The organism is Desulfurispora sp. (genome assembly GCF_052744395.1).
Genome location: NZ_JBRAJI010000003.1, coordinates 25292 through 40644, shown reverse-complemented (window position 1 = coordinate 40644; position 15353 = coordinate 25292). Strand labels below are relative to the sequence as shown.

Genomic DNA, 15353 nt, shown 5'->3' with positions numbered 1-15353 from the left:
AGGGTTATCCGCATGGAAGAACAGGGCCAACAAAACATCTTGATTGTTGACGACCGACCGGAAAACCTGCTGGTGTTGGAAAGCATCCTGGAGGATACCGGAGTGCAAATTTTCAAAGCCACCACGGGCAATGAAGCTCTGGCCATTGTACTGGAACAGGAGCTGGCCCTGGTGCTTTTGGATGTGCAAATGCCCGACATGGATGGATTTGAAATAGCCGAGCTGATGCGGCGCAGTGAACGCTCCCGCCACATTCCCATAATTTTTGTTACCGCTATCAGCAAGGAGCAAAAGCATATCTTTCAGGGTTACGAGGCGGGAGCAGTGGACTACCTGTTCAAACCGCTGGAACCGGAGATTCTCAAGAGCAAGGTCAGGGTCTTTCTGGAGCTGGATAAACAGAAGAAACAGCTGAAAGCCCAGGCTGTGCAGCTGCGGGAGAAGATCAACGAGCTCAACCTGGCCAAAGAGGCCGCAGAAGCGGCCAGCCGGGCCAAGAGCGAGTTTCTGGCCAACATGAGTCACGAAATACGTACTCCCCTGAACTCGATCATCGGCATGGCCGATCTGCTGGCCGAAACCAATCTGAGCAGCGAACAGGCCGAGTATGTGCGCATATTGAAATCAGCCGGGGAGAACCTGCTGCGCTTGATTAACGACATTCTGGATCTCTCCAAAATAGAAGCCGGGCACCTGCAGCTAATCAGCACCGGCTTTCATCTGTCTGAAATTATCAGCCGGCCCTGCCAGATACTGGCAATGCGCGCCCGCCAGAAAGGACTGAGTCTGGAATATCGTATAGAACCAGATGTTCCGGACTACCTGCAGGGTGATCCGGACCGGCTGCAGCAGGTGCTGATCAACCTGCTGGGCAACGCCATCAAGTTCACCGAACAGGGTGGGGTTTCCCTGACGGTATCCCGTTACCAGCCGACCAGCGGGTGCAGCCGGGATGATGAAATTGTTCTGCTGTTCACTGTGTCTGACACGGGCATTGGTATCCCACTGGACAAGCAAGAAACTATATTTGACAGTTTTACCCAGGCCGACACCTCCACCACCCGCCGTTATGGCGGTACCGGGCTGGGTCTGACCATTTCCCGCCGTCTGGTGGAACTGATGGGCGGCCGTATCTGGCTAGAAAGTACACCCGGGCAGGGCAGCAGGTTTTATTTCCAAGTGCCTTTTCGGCCGGGGGAAGAAAAGGGCGCTGAGCTTGTCCGGCCGGCGGAGTCGGAAACCCCGGCCGCTGCAGGGGAGGGACAGGGCAGCGGCCGGCGGCGTATCCTGCTGGTGGAGGACAACCCGGACAACCTGCTGTTGTTCCGGACTTATCTCAAGGAAGCGCCATATGAAATTGAGACGGCCCGTAACGGTCAGGAGGCGGTGGAAAAGGTCAAGTCGCAGCAGTTTAATCTGGTGCTGATGGATATGCAGATGCCGGTGATGGACGGCTATACCGCCACTGCTCTAATTCGCCGCTGGGAAGCTGTCAGGGGGCGCCCGGCGGTGCCCATCATTGCCCTCACCGCCTACGCCCTTAAGGAAGATGAGCAGAAGAGCCGGCTGGCCGGTTGTGATGATCATATAACCAAACCGGTAAAGAAAAAAACCTTGCTGGAGACCATCGCCCGCTACATCTCCCTCTCCGCCCGGGAATAACCCACGTTGCCGGCAACACTGGTTTGCCGGCATAATTTTTCCACCCCGGCATAAGCATGATGTTAGTAAGAAACCGGCGAGGTGGGGGCAGTGCTGCGCTTACTGGCACTTAGGTGGCTCATTTGGCTGTTACTGGTGCTCATCTTTGCCGGTGGAGTATGGGCGGGATACCTTTACCTGGGCAGCATTCCTCCGGCCCGGCTGGATAACGTGGCGGCGTATCTGCTGGCCTTGTTCAAACAGGGGACCAGTGGCGAGGCCCGGGCTGTAGAGCTGCACCGCCTGGTGACCGGTCAAATTATTTTAACCCTGCTCATATATCTGCTAGGGGTTACCGTACTCGCGCTGCCGCTACTCCTGCTGCTGCTTTTCGGGCGGGGCTTTGCCCTGGGTTTTACAGTGGGCTACCTGCTCCAGCAGTATCCCCGGCAGGGCTTGCTGCTGGCCATATGCTCGCTGTTACCCCAGCATTTGTTTTACCTGACGGCACTGTTTCTGGCCGTAGGGGGCGCCGTATCCTTCAGCCTGGTGCTGACCCGGCGCTGGTTCGACAGCCGGCAGCCAGTACTACCCTACTGGTGGGGGTACAGCTGTTTAATGCTGCTGGTCCTGGGACTCAATTTACTGGGTGGGATAGCCGAGATCTATGTTACACCCTGGTGCATCAGCCTGGTGAGTAAATTGATCCTCTGAAAATATCTTTCCGGGAGGTAAAAATATGCTGTTGATTATTACGGCCTGGCGGCGCAAGGTAATGCTCCTGGCTCGCCTGCTGGTAGCTCTGGCCATTATCATTGCCACAATATGCCAGATTGCTGGCCTGATTAAGCAAAATCTTCCTGGCACCGGCTTTTAAAGAGCCGGCTTTGTTTTGTATAATAGATTATACTAAATAGACAGATATAACCAGGGGAGGTGAAGGCCGGAGGGCAGAACTGATCTGTTTTCCGGCACCGGATGCCGTCAAAAGTGTATTTCGCCAACATGCGTACCAGCCACAAGAATAATCTGCTGGATAAGGTGGACAAGCTGATCAAACGCTGTGGTATTGATCAGCTGGTGGCTCCCAGAGATCTGGTGGCCATCAAGGTGCATTTCGGAGAGCGGGGCAACACGGGGTATATTCGCCCGCAGTTCATCCGCCGGGTGGTGGACATGGTGCACCGCCAGCAGGGCAAGCCCTTTATTACCGATGCCAACACGCTTTATGTGGGTTCCCGGGCCAATGCGGTGGATCACCTGGTTACCGCCCTGGAGAACGGTTTTGCCTTTGCCGTGGTCAACGCGCCGCTGATCATTGCTGATGGCCTGAACGGCAAAGATTATATCAATGTGCCGGTGCATTTAAAGCACTTTTCGGAAGTGAAAATCGGCAGCGCTGTCGTTCATGCCGACGCCCTGATTGCGATCAGCCACTTTAAAGGACATGAAGCGGTTGGTTTTGGCGGCACACTGAAAAACCTGGGTATGGGTTGCGGCTGTCGCAGCGGCAAGCAGATGATGCACTCGGATGTGCTGCCCCAGGTCAGTGAAGAAAAATGCATCGGTTGTGCCCGTTGTACTCACTGGTGCCCGGGCGAGGCGATCGCTATTCAGGAGACCAGGAAAGCCCGCATTGACGAAAGCAAATGCATCGGTTGCGGTGAATGTACCGTCACCTGCCCCGAGCAGGCCATCGGCATTAACTGGCGTACCCAGCCCGACATCATCCAGGAAAAAATTGTGGAATATACAGCCGGCGTGCTGAAAAACAAGCAGGGCAAAGCCGGCTTTATAGCCTTCGTTACCAACGTTTCCCCCGATTGCGACTGTTTTTCCTGGACCGATGCGCCCATTGTCCGGGATATCGGTATCCTGGCTTCGCTGGATCCGGTAGCCCTGGATCAAGCCTGTGTGGATCTGGTCAACAGCGAACCCGGTCTGAGCAACTCCCGCCTGGCCGGTCATGAAAATACGGCGGACAAGTTTATGGCCATCCATCCCAATGTGGACTGGCGCCGCCAGCTGGCCTACGCGGAGGAAATCGGTTTGGGCACCCGGCAGTATGAACTGATTGCCATAGATTGAGTTTGTTATGCTGCCATACCTGGAAGAGTTTCTCCATTATCTGGCGGTGGAGCGTGGCATGTCCCGCAATACGGTGCTGGCCTACCGCTCCGACCTGCTGAGCTATCAGAGTTACTGTGCCGGGAAAAACCATCCCATCCTGAATGACGATGCCCGGCCGGCACTGCTGGACTACCTGCGCCATTTGAAGGAAATGGGCTGTCAGACGGCCACGCTGGCCCGCCGTCTGGCCGCCCTGAAATCCTACTACCGTTACCTGGTTCAGGAAAAGTACATAGCGTTCGACCCCACCCGCAACTTCAGCTCGCCCCGCAGCGGCCAGAAACTGCCCCGGGTGCTGACAGTGGAGCAGGTGGAAACGCTGCTGGCCCAGCCCCGCCTGGGACAGCCCACCGGCCTGCGGGACAAAGCCATGCTGGAGCTCATGTATGCCACGGGCATGCGGGTTTCCGAAGTGGTCAACCTGGATGTGGAACACCTGGATCTGGTCCACGGGCTGGTGCGCTGTCTGGGCAAAGGCTCTAAGGAACGCCTATTGCCTGTGGGCAGCGTGGCCAGCCGGTTTTTAACCATGTACCTCCAGCAGGCCCGGCCCAGACTGGCCGCGTCAAAAGATGGCGGACCGCTTTTTGTCAACCAGTACGGCCAGCGCCTTTCCCGCCAGAGCTTTTGGAAGGCCATAAAAAAATACGCGTTAAAGAGCGGTATTGGCAACCAGATCACCCCTCACACGCTCAGGCACAGCTTTGCCACCCACTTGCTGCAGGCTGGAGCCGGGTTGCGCTCGGTACAGGAACTGCTGGGCCATGCCGATATCGCCACCACCCAGATTTATACGCATCTGACCGGTGTTCACCTGCAGCAAGTTTACCGGGAGACCCATCCTCGCGCCCGGCGCCCGTCGGACGGTAAGGAGTGACCTGAATGTCCTTTATTGAACAAGTAGTGCTTTTGGTTATGGATAGCGCCGGAGTGGGCGCTCTGCCCGATGCCCACCTTTACGGCGATGGGGGAAGCAACACCCTGGGCAACCTGGCCCGGGCGGTGGGGGGATTAAACCTGCCGGCATTGAGCTCTCTGGGCCTGGGCCATATTGCCCCCATTGAAGGCGTTCCGCCCGTCAGTCATCCTGCAGCCTGCTATGGCAAAATGGCTGAAAAATCAGCGGGTAAGGATACCACCACGGGACACTGGGAAATAGCCGGGATAATCCTGGAAAAGCCTTTTCCCACTTACCCCCACGGCTTTCCCCCGGACGTGATCCAGGCTCTCACCGAGCGCATCGGTTCTCCGGTGCTGGGCAACAAACCGGCTTCGGGCACTGAGATCATTGCCGAACTGGGAGCCGAACACATGCGTACCGGCTATCCCATAGTCTACACCTCGGCGGATAGTGTGCTGCAAATTGCCGCCCACGAAGAGATTATACCGCTGCCCCGGCTCTATGAAATCTGCCAGATCGCCCGGGAAATCATGACCGGCGAGCATGCGGTGGGCCGGGTGATTGCCCGTCCCTTTACCGGCCAGCCCGGCAGTTTCCAGCGCACGCCGCACCGGCATGATTACTCCCTGCGGCCGCCCCGCCCTCATCTACTGCACCTCTTGAAGGAAGCCGGCCTGGCTGTGCAGGCAGTGGGCAAGATCAACGACATTTTTGCCGGAGATGGCATTACTGCCAGCCATCCCACCAAAAGCAACGCCGAGGGAATGGAAAAGACTCTGGCCTGCCTGCAGGAGCACCGCCGCGGTCTGGTGTTTACCAACCTGGTGGAATTTGATATGCTGTACGGTCACCGCAATGACCCGCCGGGTTATGCCCGGGCGCTGGAGGAGCTGGACCGGTTTTTGCCCCACCTGCTGGCGGCTCTGACGGAAAAGGAGCTGCTAATCATTACGGCCGACCATGGTTGCGATCCCACCACCCGCAGCACGGACCACAGCCGGGAGTATGTGCCGCTTTTGGTTTACGGGCCGGCGCTGCGCCGGGGAGTTGACCTGGGAACGCGGCAAAGCTTTGCGGACATTGCTGCCACGGTAGGTGAGATCTTCCAGATTAATTTGCCCGCCGGTACCAGCTTTGCGGCCAGCATCGGGGCGGTGTAAAGGATGTGAGCACAGTGCGCATGGTGGATTTGATTGTGTACAAGCGGGAAGGTTATGAACACAGTCCGGAGGAGATTGCTGCCATTGTTGACGGCTTTACTGCCGGTACCATCCCTGATTATCAAATGGCTGCCTGGCTGATGGCAGTCTGCTGGCGCGGCCTGACCCGGGCCGAAACCACTGCCCTGACCCGGGCCATGCTCCTGTCGGGTGAGCAGATCGACCTGGGTACCATCCCCGGACGCAAAGTTGATAAACACAGCACGGGCGGGGTGGGTGACAAGACTACACTGGTGCTAATACCTCTGGTGGCGGCGGCCGGTGTACCGGTGGCCAAAATGTCCGGCCGGGGACTGGGTCATACCGGTGGTACCGTGGATAAGCTCAGCGCCATTCCCGGATTTCAAGTCGAACTGCCGGCAGAACAGTTTTTCCAGCAGGTGGCCCGGGTGGGGGCGGCCGTGGCCGCCCAGACCGGCAACCTGGTGCCGGCCGACAAAAAAATGTACACCCTGCGCGATGTTACCGGTACGGTGGAGAGCATACCCCTCATTGCGGCCAGTGTCATGTCCAAAAAGCTGGCGGCGGGGGCCGATGTGATCCTGCTGGACGTAAAAGTGGGCCGGGGGGCTTTTATGAAAGACCGGGAAGCAGCCCGCCGGCTGGCTGACGTAATGGTCCAGATTGGCCGGGACATGGGCCGCACCACCGTGGCCTACCTGACTGCCATGCAAGAGCCCCTGGGTTACGCGGTGGGTAATGCCCTGGAAGTGGCGGAAGCCATCGACACCCTTAAGGGACGGGGCCCGGAAGACCTGCGAGAGCTCTGCCTGGTGCTGGGAGCGGAAATGGTCTACCGGGCGGGCAGGGCGGAGAGCCCGGAGCAGGGCAGGCAACTCCTGCAGGAGCTTCTGGACAGCGGCCGGGCGCTGGCCAAATTCCGGGAGATAATCCTGGCCCAGGGGGGTAATCCACAGGTGCTGGAAAACGCCACTCTGCTGCCCCGGGCGGTTGGGCAGGATGTGGTTCCAGCAACCCGTGCCGGCTGGCTGGAAATTGATGCCCTGCCGGTGGGGCGGGCGGCCATGCTGCTGGGCGCCGGAAGGGCTACCAGAGAGGATTCTGTTGATCTGGCCGCCGGCATTCAGCTGCTGGCCAAAACGGGCTGCCCTGTACAGGCCGGTCAGCCTCTGGCCGTACTGCACTACAATGATCCAGAACGACTGGGCCAGGCCCGGCCTGTGCTGGAACAGGGCATCAGGATAGTAGAGCAACCTCCCCCGCAGTGGCCGCTGGTCATGGAACGTATCTCTGCCGGAGAGTGAACCGGCCTCAATAATCTATGGGGGAAAATTAAGGCGAAGCCCCATTGCCAGATGGCAATGGGGCTTCGCTCTGCGGAGGGCAGGTGAGGGCTTCTTTTCCTTTTATGAGCAGCAGCAGGCAATACAGATAATCAGAATCAGGAGCAGGAAGAAGAAAAACAGACCGATGATCCACCACCAGTTGGACCAGGGTGTGCAGCTTAAATCAGCCATGACTTTGCCTCCTTTGCACAGGGAATTATTTTTAATATATGGTATGATGAGGCAGCAACCCTTGTTACAACCAGTCTTAACATTAAATAGCAGTACGGGAAGGTATATCTTTTTTGGCCACTTACAATACTATACCCGTACAATAAGCGCAAAGGAGGATGCCGGACAAGTGCGAAGGAAATGGCTGACCATTTCAGTTCTGATAGCCACACTGCTGGTAGGAGCCTGCGCCGGATATGCCCGCACCGCTCCCGCCCTGACGGTACCCCAATTGGAAACAACCGCTACCAGCGCCGTGCTCATGGAGGCGCACAGCGGGCAGATACTCTATGCCAAAAACCCGGAACAGCGCCTGCCCATGGCCAGCGTCACCAAGCTGATGACCCTGCTGCTGGCTCTGGAAGCAGTGGAAAACGGCCAGGTTAAACTGGACGACCAGGTTGTGGCCAGCGAACACGCCTGTTCTCTGGGAGGTTCTCAGATCTATCTGGAACCGGGCGAGAAATTCACATTCCAGGAAATGCTCATCGCTATTGCCGTGGGTTCGGCCAATGATGCCAGTGTGGCTGTGGCCGAGCATATTGCCGGCAGTGAAGAGGCCTTCGTACAAATGATGAATGAACGGGCTGCCCGGCTGGGACTCAAAAACACTCATTTTAGCAATCCTACCGGTTTACCCGCCCCCGACCACTACACCAGTGCGGCCGATCTGGCCACCATCCTGAGACAATGTCTGGAGCACGAGCTGTTCATCAAGATCTCCAGCATTTACGAGTATGACTTGCGCGGTGGTGAGTTCAAGCTCTGGAATACCAACAAATTGCTCAAGTGGTACCGGGGGGTGGATGCCGGCAAAACCGGCTGGACCACGGAAGCCAGGTACTGTTTAGCCTCCTCCTGCCTGCGCAACAATTTGCGTCTGATTGCTGTGGTGCTGGGATGCCCCGAACCCAAAAGCCATTTTCGAGAAAGCATCAAACTTTTCAATTACGGTTATGCCGCCTATAAAGCTCTGCCCCTGTTGGCGGCTGGCCAGACGGTAAAAGAGATACCCGTGCAGCGGGGGGCCCGGGACAGTGTGGGCGTAATCAGCTTTAAATCCATTACCCTGGTTTTACCCAAAGCCGATAAAGAATCCGCCTACCGAAAAGAGTGGCGGCTGCCCGCCTATGTGACTGCACCGGTGCGGAAGGGGCAGAAAGTGGGTGAGCTGGTTATTACCAGGGAAAGCAAAGAAGTGGCTCGCTATCCCCTGCTGGCAGCCTACGACGTACCATCCGCCAGCCTGCCGGACATTTTCCGGAAGGCCTGTCGGAAAATGCTGGGACAATAACACCAGTTTCGTTCCAGAATAAATTATTATCATCACCGCCGGCCTGCGGCCGGCGGATTTTTTATCCGGATTGACATGGTACAATTTGATTTAATATACAATATATGGTAATATGTTTAATGGACAAACGAGTTGAGGAGGTTGTAACCTTGGAGATAAATATGGATTATTTCCAGCACATATTAATTGTACGGCCGGCCGGAGAGCTGGATATAGCCGTGGCCGATCAGTGGCGCTACCTGCTTGACGAAGCACTGCGCCGGCACGGGGCCAAAAACTTGATCATCAATTTCAGCAAGGTCACATTCATAGATAGCTCTTGTCTGGGAGTCATTCTGGGGCGTTATAAAAAACTGGCCGCCAGTGGAGGACAGCTGCTGCTAACCGGAATACCGGACGCCATCCGCAGCACTCTGGAAGTATCGGGGCTGCTCAGGTTGATGAAAGAATTTCCCCATGAAAGTGAAGCAATATTTTATTTTGAACTGGGGGGAACATTAAGTGCAACCAATTAACAAAATGAGCATGGAATTTTCCAGTCAACCGGCCAATGTCGCTTTTGCCCGTGTGGCGGTGGCCGCCTTTGCCTCCCAGCTGGATTTCACCCTGGCCGAATTGGAAGAGCTGAAAGTAGCCATATCCGAAGCGGTTACCAACGCTATTGTCCACGGTTACGCCGGTTCCCGGATGGGCACAGTGTGCATCGCCACAGAACTGTATTATGATCGCATCGTGGTGACGATTGAAGATCGCGGCTGCGGAATCAACGATGTTCAGAAAGCTCTGCAGCCTGCCTTTACTACCGATCCGGAACGCATGGGCCTGGGTTTTACCTTTATGCAGTCTTTTGCCGACAGCCTGCAGGTTCACAGCCGGCCCGGACAGGGCACCAGAATAGTGCTGAGCAAAAAAACCTCCCGGGCCATACCGGCCATTGCCGGGCACTGAAGGTAGGGCGAGGATATGAGCAGGCTGGCCAGTATGCACCTGCCCCGTTTTCCCCTGCTGAAGGATGCGGAAATTAAAGAACTGCTGAAAAAAGCCCGTCAGGGGGACTCCAGGGCCCGGGAAAAATTGATCAACTGCAACTTGAAGCTGGTTTTCAACCTGGTACGCCGTTTTCAGAACAGGGGATATGAGCTGGAAGACCTTTTTCAAATCGGCTGTATCGGCTTAATGAAAGCCATTGACAAATTTGACTTGAATTACGATGTCAAGTTTTCCACCTACGCGGTACCCATGATTGTGGGAGAAATCCGCCGTTTTCTGCGGGATGACAATCCGGTGAAGGTAAGCCGTTCTCTGAAAGAGCTGGCCTATAAGATCCAGCAAACCAAAGACATGCTTACCGGCCGCCTGGGCCGGGAGCCTTCGGTCAGCGAAGTGGCCGAAAGCCTGGGAATTTCCCGGGAGGAAGTCATCCTGGCGCTGGAAGCAGCCCAGTCGCCGGCCTCGATTTACGAAACTCTGCACCAGGACGACGGTGACCCTATTTATCTGCTGGACCAGCTGGAGTACAGCGAACAGGGGGACATGCAGTGGCTGGACCGGCTGGCGGTGAAGGAGATCATCAACAATTTGCCCGAGCGGGACAGAAATATTTTGCTCTGGCGCTTTTATGAAGACCGCACCCAGGCCGACATAGCCAGCCGGCTGGGACTTTCCCAGGTACAGGTGTCCCGGCTGGAACGTCAGGCCCTGAAGAAGCTGCGCCAGATCCTCTCCGAGCCGGCCAGTTGCATGCATAATTGAGCGGCCAACGTAAAAAATAAGTATGTCCTAAATTATCCAAGCAGGAGGCGAAATTATGCACATCAAGGTATCAGAAATGGTGGGAGAGTCCACCATTGGCTGGAAGGACGCGGTCCAGTCGGCCATCAACGAAGCGTCCAGCTCCATGAGCGATATTGTCGGAGTGGAGGTAGTTAATTTTACCGCCCATGTGGAAAACGGCCGGGTGGTCAGGTACAAAGCCAACCTGAAGATTGCCCACAAATCTTGAAGCCGGGGGCGCTGTGCAGACAGCGCCCCTTTTGCATAAGCGAGGAATGCCGGGAAAAAATATACGGGAGAGGGGGAGCAATGTAATGCCCGTACTCAAATTGAGTCCTAAACAGTACCAGGATATGGTCAATGCAGTCAAGCCCGGCCCGGCCATCTGGCGCAATGTACTGGCAGCTTTTCTGGTGGGAGGAACCATCTGCGCCATCGGACAGGGGCTGGTGCTGCTCTATCAAAGTCTGGGGGCAGGAAAAACCGACGCTTCTACTCTGGCCTCACTGACCCTGGTTTTTTTATCCGCCCTGTTCACCGGCCTGGGGGTTTACGATGAAATCGGGCGCTTTGCCGGTGCCGGGGCCGTGGTGCCTATCACCGGTTTTGCCAATGCCATGGTGGCGCCGGCCATTGAGTTCCGGGCCGAGGGCCTGGTGCTGGGCGTGGGTGCACGTTTATTCACTGTGGCCGGGCCGGTGCTGGTCTATGGTATTGTCAGCGCCTGGCTGGTGGGGCTTTTTTACCTGATCGGTCAGCAATTGAGGTGATGATATGACCGCGCCCAAAAGAATGGGCCTGGCTACCGTGGCTTTTGCCTCTCCTCCGGTGATCATATCGGCGGCCGCCCTGGCCGGTCCCAAAGAGGGGCAGGGCCCACTGGCGAGTTACATGGATAAAATCATCCCGGACACCTACTACGGTGAAAAAACCTGGGAGAGGGCCGAGCGCAAGATGCTGGAGGAGGTGCTGCAGTTAGCTCTGGCCAAGGCCGGTTTGAGCCCGGAAAGCATTGATTTTATGCTGGCCGGAGACCTTTTAAACCAGCTGATCAGCGCCAATTTTACGGCGAGCAAACTAAATATCCCTTTTTTGGGACTGTACGGAGCCTGTTCCACCATGTACGAAGCTCTGGCCCTGGGCAGTATGTTGATTGATGGGGGTTTCGCCGATTTTGTACTGATCGGTGTTTCCAGCCACTATTGCACCGCCGAGCGGCAGTTCCGCTACCCCCTGGAACACGGCAACCAGCGCACCATGACCGCCCAGTGGACGGTTACCGGTGCGGGGGCCTGCGTTCTGGCCAGACAGGGTCAGGGACCGCGCATCACCCATGCCACCATTGGAACCGTGCTGGATCTGCAGCAGTCCGATCCCGCCGACATGGGCTCAGCCATGGCTCCGGCCGCTACCGAGACCATTCTGCGGCACCTGTTGGATACGGGCCGGTCTTTACAGTACTACGACCTGATTGCCACCGGCGATCTGGGACGTTACGGGCACCAGCTGGTCACCCAGCTTTTGGCCCGGGCCGGACACCAGGTGGGAGACCGCTACCGCGACTGCGGCATGCTGATCTTTTCTCCCACCCAGGATGTGCATGCCGGCGGCAGTGGCTGCGCCTGTTCGGCAGTAGTCACCTGCGGATATATCTACCGCCAGTTACAGTCCGGCATGCTGAAGAATTTTCTGGGTGTGGGGACGGGAGCGTTGCTCAGCACCACCTCCACCCAGCAGGGTGAACATATCCCGGCCATCGCCCACGGTGTGGCCATTACGGCCGGTTAAGAAGGTGAGAGAAAATGCTGCTGCTGTTGCTCAAGGCCTTTGTGATAGGCGGCTTGTTCTGTGTGGTGGGTCAACTGCTGATGGACCTGACCAGCTACCGGATCACACCGGCCCATGTGCTGGTGGGATTTGTTACCGCCGGAGTGTTCCTGAGCGCCCTGGGCTGGTACCAGCCCCTGGTGGATTATGCCGGCGCCGGCGCTTCAGTTCCCCTGACCGGGTTCGGGCACCTGCTGGCCAAAGGAGTGCTGGAAGGTGTGCGCGAGAAAGGAATAGTGGGTCTGTTCAGCGGTGGACTGGCCAGCACGGCCGGCGGCATCACGGCGGCGGTGGTTTTCGGCTACCTGACGGCACTGGCCTTTAAACCAAAGGGCTAGTACAATCACATAAATTTTTCAGCTGAACGTTGCGGGTGTATACCAGTTACCGTTCGGGTTTGGTTTCGAGGTGATAATATCAGCCGGGAGTGATTTTATTTTGGAAGACACAAAACACAAAACCCGCCTCAGCACCAAACTGGAGGAAAACCTGGCTTTTTTACAGGAAAAAATGGCCATCAAGGAAAATTTTGATGTGATCCTGCGGCAGATGACCGTGGGCCGGGTAAAAATCGCCCTGCTGTTTATCGACGGTCTGACCAACGACCAGATTGTCACATTGCTGCTGCGTCACCTGGTCACCCTGCAGCAGGAGGATATCACCCTCAATACTTTTGAAAAACTGTTTGCCGGCCACATTTCCTACACCGAAGTGGACCGGGCGCAGTACCTGGAAGACGTCGTGGAAAAAGTATTGATGGGACCCCAGGCCCTGCTGGTTGATGGACAGGATCAGGCCATTATCATCGATGCCCGCACCTATCCCGTGCGCAGTCCGGAAGAGCCCGACCTGGAGAAAGTGGTGCGAGGTTCCCGGGACGGATTTGTGGAAACCCTGGTCTTCAATACGGCGCTCATTCGCCGCCGCCTGCGCGACCCCAACTTGCGCATGGAAATCGTTACAGTGGGCGAAAGATCGCGCAGCGATGTGGTGGTCTGTTATCTGAAAGATGTGGCCAATCCCGATTTGGTACAGGAGATCAAAGAACGTCTTCAGCAGGTGCGGATTGACGGTATGCCCATGGCCGAAAAAACCCTGGAGGAGCTCATTTCACCCGGTTCTTACTGGAACCCCTATCCCCGGGTGCGCTACACCGAGCGACCCGATGTGGCGGCCGAACATCTGTTGGAAGGGCATGTTCTGCTGCTGGTGGATACCTCCCCCAGTGTGATGATCACTCCGGTAACCTTCTGGCATCACCTGCACCACGCCGAAGAGTACCGGCAAAACCCCACCATTGGGGTTTACCTGCGCTGGGTCAGGTTTGTCGGAGTGCTGATTTCAGTTTTCCTGCTGCCGCTCTGGTTGCTGGCCGTTCTGCAGCCCGAAATCCTGCCACCGGCTTTGAAGTTTATCGGACCGAACAAAGTGGGCAACGTGCCCATCGTCGTCCAGTTTTTGATTGCCGAAATTGCCATTGATATGGTGCGTTTGGCCACCATCCATACCCCCAGCTCGCTGGCTACCGCCACCGGTTTGATTGCCGCATTGTTGATCGGGCAGATAGCCACCACAGTGGGGCTGTTCTCGCCCGAAGTGATCATGTATGCCGCTACGGCCACCGTGGGCACATTCATGACTCCCAGTTACGAGCTGAGCTTTGCCAACCGCCTGGCCCGTCTGTTCCTGCTCTTCATGGTGGCGGCCTTTAAGCTGCCCGGTTTTCTTATAGGCTTTCTGCTCCTGTTCATTTATCTGGTGACCACCCGCTCTTTTGGGGTACCCTATCTCTGGCCGCTGATTCCTTTCAATTGGACGGCACTGAAGACCATCTTGATTCGCACCCCGGTGGCCATGCACAACACCCGTCCCAGCATATTAAAGCCGCAGCAGCCTGTGCGACAGGCGGTGGCGGTTGCCGCTCGCAAACCCGGCTCCCGGCGCTCCCGTTAGCACGTATAACCTCCCCCGGAAACGGTCAATAATACAGGGGGAGGTTTTGCATTTATGAGCACCAGAGTAGGCATACCCCGGTCCCTGCTTTACTATCATTACTACCCGCAATGGCAGGCATTTTTTTCTTTTCTGGGCATCAGCGTGGTGGTTTCTCCTCCGACCAATAAGCAAATTCTGGAGCAGGGTCTGGCTAACAGCCTGGATGAAGCCTGCCTGCCCGTCAAAGTAACTTTTGGTCACCTGGCCCGGCTGGCCGCTCAGGTAGACTTTATTTTTTTGCCCCGCCTGGTCAGCGTCCATCCGCGGGAGTACATTTGTCCCAAGTTCCTGGGGCTGCCCGAGATGGTTCGTCACAGCGGCCTGTCCCTGCCTCCGCTGCTCACACCGTCCATCAATACCTACCGCCGGCCGGATGATCTCATGGCTGCTTACCAACAAATGGGCCGGGCACTGGGGCGGACCGAAAAGCAGATCAGACAGGCGGCGCAGCAGGCCCGGCAGGTACAGCAGGAATATGAAAGGCTGCTGCTGGCCGGTTGGCTGCCCGAACAGGCCATATCTTTCCTGCAGGAAGGGCTATCACAAAAAGACAGGGCAACAGATGCTTTACCCCTGCCGGAGACAGGTGACCCGGGTCGGGGAATTATTGCCGTTATCGGGCATCCCTATCTGGTTTACGACAGCTATCTGAATTTGCAACTCCTGGACAAGCTGAGCCGGCGCGGGTGGCGGGTGGCTGTAGTGGAACAGGTGAACAGTGACCGGATCCAGCAAGAAACCGCCCATCTGCCCAAAAAAATCTTCTGGACACTGGGCCGGTTGCTGATCGGGGCGGGTTATTATTTCCTGGATGCTGCCCATATTACCGGACTGATCCATCTTTCCTCCTTTGCCTGCGGTCCCGATGCCCTGATTGGCGAACTGATTGCCAGCCGGGCCCGCAGCCGGCCGGGGAAACCTTTTATGAATATCGTTATTGATGAACACAGCGGTGAAGCCGGTCTGCTCACCAGACTGGAAGCCTTTCTGGATATGGTCGCCGTAGCAGGCAGCCGGACCGGGGCCAGCGCATGAACAGACAGGGGAGGCGATAA

At 56.7% G+C, this 15353-nt stretch carries 17 protein-coding genes; all 17 read left to right on the top strand.

Going from position 1 to position 15353, the window contains the following annotated elements; genetic code table 11:
- Positions 1-12 precede the first annotated feature (12 nt).
- The 17 genes from ACUVTU_RS01505 (at position 13) to ACUVTU_RS01425 (ending at position 15333) form a co-directional block, all read left to right on the top strand.
- Positions 13-1662 (top strand): response regulator, encoded by a 1650-nt coding sequence (locus tag ACUVTU_RS01505; RefSeq protein ID WP_445888193.1) that lies wholly within the window; start codon positions 13-15, stop codon positions 1660-1662.
- Between the two features lie 90 nt (positions 1663-1752).
- Positions 1753-2355 carry a stage II sporulation protein M gene (locus tag ACUVTU_RS01500; protein ID WP_445888192.1) on the top strand — a complete coding sequence of 201 codons (603 nt, stop codon included), beginning with the start codon at positions 1753-1755 and terminating at the stop codon, positions 2353-2355.
- A gap of 25 nt (positions 2356-2380) precedes the next feature.
- Positions 2381-2518, top strand: a complete 138-nt coding sequence (locus ACUVTU_RS01495; protein WP_445888191.1) for a hypothetical protein — start codon at positions 2381-2383, stop codon at positions 2516-2518.
- A gap of 101 nt (positions 2519-2619) precedes the next feature.
- Complete coding sequence (locus tag ACUVTU_RS01490) at positions 2620-3729, top strand: DUF362 domain-containing protein (RefSeq protein ID WP_445888190.1); 1110 nt, start codon at positions 2620-2622, stop codon at positions 3727-3729.
- A gap of 7 nt (positions 3730-3736) precedes the next feature.
- Positions 3737-4648, top strand: a complete 912-nt coding sequence (gene xerD / locus ACUVTU_RS01485; RefSeq protein WP_445888189.1) for a site-specific tyrosine recombinase XerD — start codon at positions 3737-3739, stop codon at positions 4646-4648.
- Positions 4649-4653: 5 nt separating this feature from the next.
- Positions 4654-5832 carry a phosphopentomutase gene (locus ACUVTU_RS01480; protein ID WP_445888188.1) on the top strand — a complete coding sequence of 393 codons (1179 nt, stop codon included), beginning with the start codon at positions 4654-4656 and terminating at the stop codon, positions 5830-5832.
- Positions 5833-5837: 5 nt separating this feature from the next.
- The gene (locus tag ACUVTU_RS01475; protein ID WP_445888187.1) at positions 5838-7157 is read left to right on the top strand and encodes a thymidine phosphorylase; all 1320 of its coding nucleotides are present in this window, start codon (positions 5838-5840) and stop codon (positions 7155-7157) included.
- Between the two features lie 382 nt (positions 7158-7539).
- A complete protein-coding gene (locus tag ACUVTU_RS01470) occupies positions 7540-8703 on the top strand; it encodes a D-alanyl-D-alanine carboxypeptidase family protein (RefSeq protein ID WP_445888186.1) in 1164 nt (387 codons plus the stop codon).
- A 149-nt stretch (positions 8704-8852) separates the two neighbouring features.
- Complete coding sequence (locus ACUVTU_RS01465; RefSeq protein WP_445888185.1) at positions 8853-9218, top strand: STAS domain-containing protein; 366 nt, start codon at positions 8853-8855, stop codon at positions 9216-9218.
- Positions 9205-9651, top strand: a complete 447-nt coding sequence (spoIIAB, locus tag ACUVTU_RS01460) for an anti-sigma F factor (protein ID WP_445888184.1) — start codon at positions 9205-9207, stop codon at positions 9649-9651. Before ACUVTU_RS01465 ends, spoIIAB begins: the two co-directional genes overlap by 14 nt.
- Positions 9652-9666: 15 nt before the next feature.
- Complete coding sequence (gene sigF, locus ACUVTU_RS01455; RefSeq protein WP_445888183.1) at positions 9667-10455, top strand: RNA polymerase sporulation sigma factor SigF; 789 nt, start codon at positions 9667-9669, stop codon at positions 10453-10455.
- Between the two features lie 55 nt (positions 10456-10510).
- Positions 10511-10705 (top strand): dodecin family protein, encoded by a 195-nt coding sequence (locus tag ACUVTU_RS01450; RefSeq protein WP_445888182.1) that lies wholly within the window; start codon positions 10511-10513, stop codon positions 10703-10705.
- Positions 10706-10790: 85 nt separating this feature from the next.
- On the top strand, positions 10791-11246 hold the full coding sequence (gene spoVAC / locus ACUVTU_RS01445) for a stage V sporulation protein AC (RefSeq protein WP_445888181.1): 456 nt from the start codon (positions 10791-10793) through the stop codon (positions 11244-11246).
- Positions 11247-11250: 4 nt separating this feature from the next.
- The gene (gene spoVAD, locus ACUVTU_RS01440) at positions 11251-12264 is read left to right on the top strand and encodes a stage V sporulation protein AD (RefSeq protein WP_445888180.1); all 1014 of its coding nucleotides are present in this window, start codon (positions 11251-11253) and stop codon (positions 12262-12264) included.
- A 14-nt stretch (positions 12265-12278) separates the two neighbouring features.
- Complete coding sequence (gene spoVAE / locus ACUVTU_RS01435; protein WP_445888179.1) at positions 12279-12641, top strand: stage V sporulation protein AE; 363 nt, start codon at positions 12279-12281, stop codon at positions 12639-12641.
- Positions 12642-12741: 100 nt separating this feature from the next.
- Positions 12742-14256 carry a spore germination protein gene (locus tag ACUVTU_RS01430; RefSeq protein WP_445888178.1) on the top strand — a complete coding sequence of 505 codons (1515 nt, stop codon included), beginning with the start codon at positions 12742-12744 and terminating at the stop codon, positions 14254-14256.
- Positions 14257-14310: 54 nt separating this feature from the next.
- Positions 14311-15333 (top strand): acyl-CoA dehydratase activase-related protein, encoded by a 1023-nt coding sequence (locus tag ACUVTU_RS01425; RefSeq protein ID WP_445888177.1) that lies wholly within the window; start codon positions 14311-14313, stop codon positions 15331-15333.
- Positions 15334-15353: the final 20 nt, after the last annotated feature.

Excerpts from the sequence above, each read along its gene's own strand:
- spoVAE (WP_445888179.1), top strand. The coding sequence starts at position 12,279 with ATGCTGCTGCTGTTGCTCAAGGCCTTTGTGATAGGCGGCTTGTTCTGT.
- spoVAC (WP_445888181.1), top strand. The coding sequence starts at position 10,791 with ATGCCCGTACTCAAATTGAGTCCTAAACAGTACCAGGATATGGTCAAT.
- ACUVTU_RS01425 (WP_445888177.1), top strand. The coding sequence starts at position 14,311 with ATGAGCACCAGAGTAGGCATACCCCGGTCCCTGCTTTACTATCATTAC.
- spoVAD (WP_445888180.1), top strand. The coding sequence starts at position 11,251 with ATGACCGCGCCCAAAAGAATGGGCCTGGCTACCGTGGCTTTTGCCTCT.
- ACUVTU_RS01450 (WP_445888182.1), top strand. The coding sequence starts at position 10,511 with ATGCACATCAAGGTATCAGAAATGGTGGGAGAGTCCACCATTGGCTGG.
- sigF (WP_445888183.1), top strand. The coding sequence starts at position 9,667 with ATGAGCAGGCTGGCCAGTATGCACCTGCCCCGTTTTCCCCTGCTGAAG.
- xerD (WP_445888189.1), top strand. The coding sequence starts at position 3,737 with ATGCTGCCATACCTGGAAGAGTTTCTCCATTATCTGGCGGTGGAGCGT.
- ACUVTU_RS01490 (WP_445888190.1), top strand. The coding sequence starts at position 2,620 with ATGCCGTCAAAAGTGTATTTCGCCAACATGCGTACCAGCCACAAGAAT.
- ACUVTU_RS01495 (WP_445888191.1), top strand. The coding sequence starts at position 2,381 with ATGCTGTTGATTATTACGGCCTGGCGGCGCAAGGTAATGCTCCTGGCT.
- ACUVTU_RS01505 (WP_445888193.1), top strand. The coding sequence starts at position 13 with ATGGAAGAACAGGGCCAACAAAACATCTTGATTGTTGACGACCGACCG.
- ACUVTU_RS01480 (WP_445888188.1), top strand. The coding sequence starts at position 4,654 with ATGTCCTTTATTGAACAAGTAGTGCTTTTGGTTATGGATAGCGCCGGA.